General features: G+C 39.6%; 5 protein-coding genes, 4 tRNA genes and 2 pseudogenes. 9 read left to right on the top strand and 2 right to left on the bottom strand.

From position 1 onward, the window contains the following. Nucleotides 1-16: 16 nt before the first annotated feature. The 4 genes from O3633_RS07755 (at nucleotide 17) to O3633_RS07740 (ending at nucleotide 353) form a co-directional block, all read left to right on the top strand. Nucleotides 17-88, top strand: a tRNA-Gly gene (locus O3633_RS07755). A gap of 7 nt (nucleotides 89-95) precedes the next feature. Further along, a tRNA-Leu gene (locus tag O3633_RS07750) sits at nucleotides 96-181 on the top strand. 8 nt (nucleotides 182-189) lie between these two features. Beyond that, a tRNA-Arg gene (locus O3633_RS07745) sits at nucleotides 190-263 on the top strand. Between the two features lie 16 nt (nucleotides 264-279). Continuing rightward, a tRNA-Pro gene (locus O3633_RS07740) sits at nucleotides 280-353 on the top strand. Nucleotides 354-607: 254 nt separating this feature from the next. On the opposite strand, the pseudogene O3633_RS07735 reads toward O3633_RS07740, so the two are convergent. Together O3633_RS07735 and O3633_RS07730 are read right to left on the bottom strand one after the other, a co-directional pair. Further along, nucleotides 608-1,528 (bottom strand): annotated as a pseudogene (locus tag O3633_RS07735) (IS110 family RNA-guided transposase); the annotation flags it as partial. A 3-nt stretch (nucleotides 1,529-1,531) separates the two neighbouring features. Beyond that, nucleotides 1,532-1,684, bottom strand: a pseudogene (locus O3633_RS07730) (ISL3 family transposase); the annotation flags it as partial. Between the two features lie 164 nt (nucleotides 1,685-1,848). Here O3633_RS07730 and O3633_RS07725 point away from each other — a divergent pair. The 5 genes from O3633_RS07725 to O3633_RS07705 all read left to right on the top strand — a co-directional run bounded on the left by O3633_RS07725 (nucleotide 1,849) and on the right by O3633_RS07705 (nucleotide 7,467). Further along, nucleotides 1,849-3,000: an iron-containing alcohol dehydrogenase gene (locus O3633_RS07725; protein WP_371620903.1), complete on the top strand. Its 1,152-nt coding sequence runs from the start codon at nucleotides 1,849-1,851 to the stop codon at nucleotides 2,998-3,000. A gap of 185 nt (nucleotides 3,001-3,185) precedes the next feature. After that, nucleotides 3,186-4,457: a glycosyltransferase gene (locus O3633_RS07720; RefSeq protein ID WP_371620902.1), complete on the top strand. Its 1,272-nt coding sequence runs from the start codon at nucleotides 3,186-3,188 to the stop codon at nucleotides 4,455-4,457. After that, nucleotides 4,457-5,437, top strand: coding sequence for an NAD-dependent epimerase/dehydratase family protein (locus tag O3633_RS07715; protein WP_371620905.1), 981 nt, complete (start codon nucleotides 4,457-4,459; stop codon nucleotides 5,435-5,437). Before O3633_RS07720 ends, O3633_RS07715 begins: the two co-directional genes overlap by 1 nt. Next, the gene (locus O3633_RS07710; protein WP_371620901.1) at nucleotides 5,412-6,227 is read left to right on the top strand and encodes an MBL fold metallo-hydrolase; all 816 of its coding nucleotides are present in this window, start codon (nucleotides 5,412-5,414) and stop codon (nucleotides 6,225-6,227) included. Before O3633_RS07715 ends, O3633_RS07710 begins: the two co-directional genes overlap by 26 nt. Further along, nucleotides 6,205-7,467, top strand: coding sequence for a F390 synthetase-related protein (locus O3633_RS07705; RefSeq protein WP_371620900.1), 1,263 nt, complete (start codon nucleotides 6,205-6,207; stop codon nucleotides 7,465-7,467). The genes O3633_RS07710 and O3633_RS07705 overlap by 23 nt, the downstream gene beginning before the upstream one ends. Nucleotides 7,468-7,480: the final 13 nt, after the last annotated feature.

Here is a 7,480-nt window from a genome sequence, read left to right as displayed (position 1 = left end):
TAACCAAGAGGTCGATGCGAACGTAGTTCAGTGGTAGAACACCACCTTGCCAAGGTGGGGGTCGCGGGTTCGAATCCCGTCGTTCGCTTAGAGAGGCCGGGGTGGCGGAACTGGCAGACGCACAGGACTTAAAATCCTGCGATTGGTAACGATCGTACCGGTTCGATTCCGGTCCTCGGCATATAAAGAGCACCCTTAGCTCAACTGGATAGAGTACCTGACTACGAATCAGGCGGTTAGAGGTTCGACTCCTCTAGGGTGCATTTTTTCTATTTAACTCGGGAAGTAGCTCAGCTTGGTAGAGTACTTGGTTTGGGACCAAGGTGTCGCAGGTTCGAATCCTGTCTTCCCGATTGATATTACAATAGTAAGAACACTGGTTGTTCTTTTTTTGTTTGTTATGACTGTTTTTTCAATAAAATTTGGCTCTTTTCTACTATTTGTCAAGTCTATCAAGGTTTTAAGTAAAAAAAGAGATAAGATAGTAGCTATTCTGAGGTTACTGTCTTATTTTTAACACTTTTTGATCCATAAAAGGGCATGCTAAAAAACACCTCATCTGGTATTTTTTGAAACAAGGTGTTACAATAATACGGCATAGACAGCCTTATCGATTTTGGGTCAAAGAGTAGAGGTAATACATTGTTCGAATGAGCCGATGTATAGAGGCAATCGTATGTGGCTTAGTTGAAGCTATTGTCGATTGTCTTTTTCGTTTCTCATAAAAGTCAGCGATATGGCAGGGATTGGTATGACTAGCTGAAGCGATGTTGTGAATACACTTGAACAAGATTTTTCTGGCATAGGGATTACCTCGTTTAGTGATGTGTCCCTTAGTGAGAAAGTTCCCAGATTCATAGTGCCTCAGGTCAATGCCAATAAAAGCGTTGATTTGATTGGTAGACTGAAAGCGACGAATATCTCCCAATTCGCCAATGATAGATGTCGCTGTGGTTTCTGCGATGCCAGGAATTAACCGTAAGATATCATACTCTGGTAAAGGCTGAGCTAGAGCTACCATGTCGTTTAAGACAACTTGTCTGCGTTCAGAAAGACGAAGCCATTCTTGGGCATAGTAACGAACCTCTTCAAGCATTGGAGAGGTTTTCTTGACCGCACAAAAAGATTGTTTAGCGAGTTTTATAAGTTTATCAGTCAGGTAAGCAATACGCTTTTCAGAGATGCGTTTGGAAGTAGATTGACGGATAATCTCACACAAGTCACTTTGAGATAGGCTTAATACAAACTCTTTGTATGGGAAAGCCATCACTAAGTTCCAATATTGTTCTCCAGTTGGTGTGGATAAGAGATTTTCCCATTCAGGAAAGGTGACTTGTAAGACCTTGTGTAGACGGTTTTTAGCTCGAACAAGATCTTCAGTCATATTTTGATAGAAACGGCTTAAATCAGGCAGGTGTTGATAAATTTCTTCCTGCACGCAAGTTGGTTTACGATTGTGCACAAGCTGAGATTTAGCCAACTTTTCAGCGTCAATTTTATCTGTTTTACGAACTCGCAGACTGTCCAATTACTTCATTTGACTTTCGCAATCCGGACAAGATGTGGCATTGTAATCCAGTTTAGCGATGATGTCCTTGTGAGTAACCATATTGATGATATCTAGAATCTTGATGCTTTGGTCTTTGATTTCGAGTAGTTTTGTGATAAAATGTAATGGTTCCATATGAATCTTTCTAATGAGTTGTTTTGTCGCTTTTCATTATAGGTCATATGGGACTTTTTTCTTATGAAAATGTGTTAAAAAAATCACAAATATTTGAAAAAATAGAAAGTATATTATATAATTAACTTAAATATATAGCGTGAAAGACGCAAGGAGGAAAAAATATGGCAACATTTTACGTTCCAGCAGTTAACCTTATTGGTAAAGGTGTGGTAAATGAAGTTGGTCCTTATGTTAAGGAGTTGGGCTATACTAAGGCTCTTTTGGTGACAGATAAGTATATCGAATCAAGTGATATCTTGCCAAAAATTTTAAAACCTTTAGATGATGAAGGGATTGATTACGTTATCTTTAGTGATGTTGAACCTAACCCTACTTGTAAAAATGTCATGGATGGGGTCGCTGCTTTGAAAGAGCATAACTGTGACTTTATCATCTCTGTCGGTGGTGGCTCTCCACAGGATGCAGCTAGCTGTATTTCTGTAATCGCTACTAATGGCGGTAAGCCACAGGATTATGAAGGTTTGCATAAGTCTGCTCAAAAAGGCCTTCCTGTTGTAGCTATCAATACTACTGCAGGTACATCAGCAGAAATTACTATCAACTACGTTATCACTGATGAAGAACGTAAGGTTAAAATGGTAATGGTTGATAAGAACAGTCTTGCTCTTATCTCTGTGAATGACCCTGAATTGATGGTTTCAAAACCTCAAGCTTTGACTGCTGCTACTGGTATGGATGCTCTTACTCACGCTGTTGAAGCTTTGGTAACACCAGGTGCTTATGATGTGACTAAGAAACTCTCTATCGGAGCTATCGAGCTGATCAAAGAATATCTTCCACGTGCAGTAGAAAACGGACACGACATCGAAGCTCGTGAAGGTATGGTTAATGCTATCTTCCTTGGAGGAATGAGCTTTAACAATGCTGGACTCGGCTATGTTCACTCAATGGCTCACCAATTGGGTGCTGTCTATAACTTGCCTCATGGCGTTTGCTGTGCTATGCTTTTGCCAGTCGTTGAGCGTGAAAATGCCAAACGTGTACCTGTAGCCTTCCGTAATGTTGCTAAGGCCTTGGGTATGCAAATCGAAGGAAAATCAGATGAGGAATGTGCGGCTTATGCTATTTCTGAAATTGAAAAACTTTCTGAAACTGTCGGTATTCCTAAGAAATTGACAGAACTTGGTATCGAAGAAAAAGACTTTGACTTTGAATACCTTTCTAAGAATGCCTTGATTGATGCTTGTGCACCAGGTAATCCATTCATGCCAACTTTGGAAGAAACCATTGCTTTCTATAAGGAATTGTTCTAAGCAAAGCTACTTTTGAATTTTTTTAGGGATAGTAAATTTAAGATTCTTACATTACGAATTCCTCCCGAATATTTAAATAATGTATTAGGGAATCAAATACTATTCCTATGATTTAAAGCCAATAATATTTAAGAAGAACTATCCTCGTGATAGTTCTTTTTTTGAAAATTTGATATGCTAGGATTATGAAGAAAATTAAAATCGATGTTGTAGTTGTCCCTTTAAGTGGTCATTTGTATCCAACTATGAATTTATTACTACCTCTATTAGACAATCCTCAGTATGAGATACGTTTATTTACAGGCCCCCAGAAAAAAACTGTTGCTGAGGCTGCAGGTTTTAATGTAGTTACTATACTAGAAGGCCACGTTGAGGAGTTCGAAAAAGCAGCAAATAACTCTGAACAATTAGGGATTTTATCAGCCTATCATCAACTTTCTGCTAGTATTGATTTAATTAATTTAGTTTCTGATCAATTAATGAAAGTGTGGCAAAAGAATCGTCCAGATATTGTTATTGCTGATTTTATAACTCTGTCTGGTGGCCTTGTAGCTGAGCAGATGGGGATTCCGTGGATAACAACTATGGCGACCCAGTTTGCGATTGAAACGACAGGGGGACCTCCTTGTTTCTTTGGAGGAATGGGGACTCCCCAGAATAGCTGGCAGGTTTTAGAACAGTTTCTTGGAAGAAAAATAACTCATTTGGGGAAACGGATAGTAACTTTATTATTACGAGACCGCTTAAGGCGTTATCATTTTAAACTTTACAATCAGAAAGACCAAGAGACTATTTATTCTCCATATTCAATCCTTGGTATAGGGATGAAAGAAGTAGAGTTAAAAAAAGGATTCCCAAAACACTATAAATGGGTGGGACCTTCAGGTGCTTCAGTAGAGGCTGGAGAGGATTATCCATTAGATTTGTCGGTTTTCCCTAATCGAAAAAAGGTTTTGGTAACTTGTGGGACACAACTGGCATGGGCCAAAGATAATCTAATCTTTCAAGCGAAGCAACTAGCCAAAGCGCATCCTGATTTTCACTTTTTTGTGACTCGTGGAGTTGGTGGAGAACCTTTTCAGTGTGAGAATCTGATGGAGAATCTGTCCCTTGTTTCTTATCTTCCTTACAAAGAATACATTCCTCAGATGGATTATGTGATTCATCATGGTGGAGCTGGGATTTTTTATCAGTGTATCATTTATGGTAAACCAGCTTTGATTTTGCCTCATGATTACGACCAATTTGATTATGCCGTTCGTGGTGTGGAAGCGGGTGTTGCTTTCACAGCTAAAAGAGATAATAGCAAGGAGATTGGGCAGGCTTTTGAAAAATTAATTGCTAAAGAAGATTGGTCAGAATTAGAAATTTTACGCCAGGCTGCACAATCCTATCATCCAACAGAAATTTTGGAAAGCGAAATCCACCGTCTGTTAGCAGATAAGGAGAAAGAATGATGAAAAAAGTATTGGTTACAGGAGCCACTGGTTTCTTGGGTAAATATGTAGTAGAAGAATTAGTCGAGCATGGCTATCTGGTTCGAGCTTTTGGTAGAAACAGTAAGGTTGGTCGCTCTTTAGAGAATTCTTCGGTTAGTTTTTTTCAGGGTGATTTGACCAAAGCTGATGATGTGCTAGAGGCTTGCAAGGGGATGGATTTGGTCGTTCATGCGGGAGCCCTGTCAACTATTTGGGGGCCATGGGATGATTTTTATCAGACCAATGTTTTAGGAACTAAATATGTTCTTGAGGCATGTCGCCAAACAGGTATGCAGCGCTTAGTCTATGTTTCTTCGCCAAGTATCTATGCTGCTCCAAAAGATCAACTAGGAATCAAAGAAAGTGATGCTCCAGAGGAAAATAATCTCAATAACTATATCCGTAGTAAATTGGCTTCGGAGAGACTCTTTAAGGATTATCCAGATGTTCCTAGTATTATCTTGAGGCCTAGGGGACTGTTTGGGATTGGAGATACCAGCATTTTGCCACGGGTGATCAATCTTAGTCAAAAAATTGGTATTCCTTTAATTGGAGATGGGCGTCAGCTCATGGACATGACTTGCGTGGAAAATGTTGCTCTCGCAATTCGTTTAGCCTTAGAAGTACCAGAAGCAAAAGGTGAGGTCTATAACATTACTAATGGCGAACCGAGGGCTTTTAGGGATTTGCTAGAGGAAAGTTTGAAAGGTTTGGGTTACCCAATCAAATATAGAAAAATTCCAGCATCTCTATTAGCAGGGATTGCAAGTAGTTTAGAGTTTCTTTACAAGTCTTTGAATCTGAAAGGGGAACCACCTTTAACACGATATACCTATTATCTACTTCGTTATAGTCAAACTCTAGATATTAGCAAGGCTGAGAGGGAATTGGGGTATCGTCCGAAAATTAGTATTTCAGAAGGGATTGAACAATATGTCCAAGATTATCGAAAGCATTGAGTATTTCCCAGCGGGATATTGTACGAGTTATGCCGGTTTGCTCTTTAAAGGTGTCAAGAATAGAAAGATGATTTTCCCAGCAGGCGTCTTTTTGATTAAACATAGGGATAAGGGCTATGTACTTTATGATACTGGCTATCACTACAATATTAAGACAAAACTAAGATATGCTTTATATCGCTTGGGGACGCCCGTTCAAATGACAGAGCAGGATCAGATTTCGCATTTGCTGAAGGCTAAAGGAATTAAACCAGAAGAAATTAATTTTGTCCTGCTGTCTCATCTACATCCAGATCATTTAGGAGGGGCTAGCTTCTTTCCAAACGCAACCTTTATTCTAACCCAGGAAGTGTATGATGTTTACAAGAAACCCAAACTAAAAGATTTAATTTTTAAAGAATTTTTGCCGACTACTTTTGAGGAAAGGTTGACTGTTATTAAGGCGGATCAGCAAAATGCTAACTTTAAGTATCGCCCTACCATCGATCTTTTTGGAGACGGAAGTATCCTTGTAGCTTCGATAGATGGGCATGCCAAGGGGGAAGCTTGTCTCTTTATTCCAGATTATCATCTCTTTATTGCAGCCGACCTTTGTTGGGGAATTGACCTCTTACCTTACACTAAACAGATGCATCTGATTCCTTCCTTGGTGCAAGATAGTAAGGCTGACTATATCAGAGGAACAGAGCTCTTGGAAGAGGTTTTAAAGGATGGAATAGAAGTGCTAGTTAGCCATGACCCTGTAGAAAGGATTGAGCGGATTTTGTATGAAAAAAGTAACCTTTCTTAAAACTTTTATCCAAACTCGCTGGCTTCATAACTTTAGATCTCGAGAAGCATTAGAAAACTATCAGAAGAAGCAACTGGCTAGCTATATGGACTTTCTCAAACGTGAGTCACCTTATTTTAAAAATGGTGTACCTAGTGACTTTGACCATATGGACAAATCTTTTATGATGGCCCATTTCAATGAGCTTAACACCCAAGGAGTGGATCGAGACGAGGCCTTGGCTTTGGCAATCGAAAGTGAAAAGACCAGGAATTTTACAGAGCTTAAGGGAGAAATAGCTGTTGGGTTGTCTTCTGGAACATCTGGGCACCGGGGACTCTTTATCACAACTGAAAAAGAGAGAAGTATGTGGGCAGCAGCTATCTTGGCAAAGATGTTGCCCAAGGGCCAACTTTTTGGGCACCGCATAGCCTTTTTCCTCAGAGCGGATAATGAACTCTATCAGACCATCAATACGGCACTTATTCGTTTAGAGTACTTTGATATTTTCAAGAATACAGATGAGCATATCGAGCGTCTCAATAGCTACCAACCGACCATTGTGGTGGCACCTGCTTCTATGTTAATTGAATTGAGCAAGCGTCTAAAAGATGGGGAGTTAGTCATTCACCCACAAAAAATCGTTTCAGTAGCTGAAATCTTGGAAGATAGTGATAAAGAGCGAATTTTGAACGCTTTTGAGTTGCCGATTATTGACCAAGTATATCAAGCAACGGAAGGTTTCTTAGCCTGTACTTGCTCTGCTGGAAATCTTCATCTCAATGAAGATATCATTTTTGTGGAAAAACACTACTTGGATAACCGACGTTTTTATCCAGTCATTACTGATTTTAAGCGGAGCAGTCAGCCTGTTTATCGCTACCAGCTCAACGATATCTTGGTTGAGAATCCTAAACCTTGTTCATGTGGATCTCATTACACAAGGATTGACAAGGTCGAAGGGCGTTCTGACGACATCTTCTATTTTGATGGACAATATGGAGGTCAGGTAACGATTTATCCTGACTTTATCAGACGTTGCATTCTCTTTGTGGAGAATGTTGGAGATTATCAAGTCAAACAACATTCCGAGAAGTTAGTAGAAGTTTGTCTGAGTCGAAGGGATGAGCAAGTTGAAACAGCGATTACAGAGCAGTTCCAACTCTTGGCGCAACAAAAAGAGTTTAAAGAAGCTGAAATACAATTTTCTGATTATCACTGGGATACAAGTCGTAAGCTCAAACGTATCCAACGTTTATGAAAGGACAAAAGAT

The sequence above is a fragment of the Streptococcus sp. 27098_8_22 genome (assembly GCF_041432415.1).
GTDB lineage: Bacteria > Bacillota > Bacilli > Lactobacillales > Streptococcaceae > Streptococcus > Streptococcus pseudopneumoniae_M.
Note: the sequence above shows the minus strand (reverse complement) of the source record. Positions and strands in the feature narration are given on the sequence as shown.

What these genes read in the sequence shown, in the direction of transcription:
- O3633_RS07725 (WP_371620903.1), top strand. Translation starts at nt 1,849, where the DNA reads ATGGCAACATTTTACGTTCCAGCAGTTAACCTTATTGGTAAAGGTGTG.
- O3633_RS07720 (WP_371620902.1), top strand. Translation starts at nt 3,186, where the DNA reads ATGAAGAAAATTAAAATCGATGTTGTAGTTGTCCCTTTAAGTGGTCAT.
- O3633_RS07715 (WP_371620905.1), top strand. Translation starts at nt 4,457, where the DNA reads ATGAAAAAAGTATTGGTTACAGGAGCCACTGGTTTCTTGGGTAAATAT.
- O3633_RS07710 (WP_371620901.1), top strand. Translation starts at nt 5,412, where the DNA reads ATGTCCAAGATTATCGAAAGCATTGAGTATTTCCCAGCGGGATATTGT.
- O3633_RS07705 (WP_371620900.1), top strand. Translation starts at nt 6,205, where the DNA reads ATGAAAAAAGTAACCTTTCTTAAAACTTTTATCCAAACTCGCTGGCTT.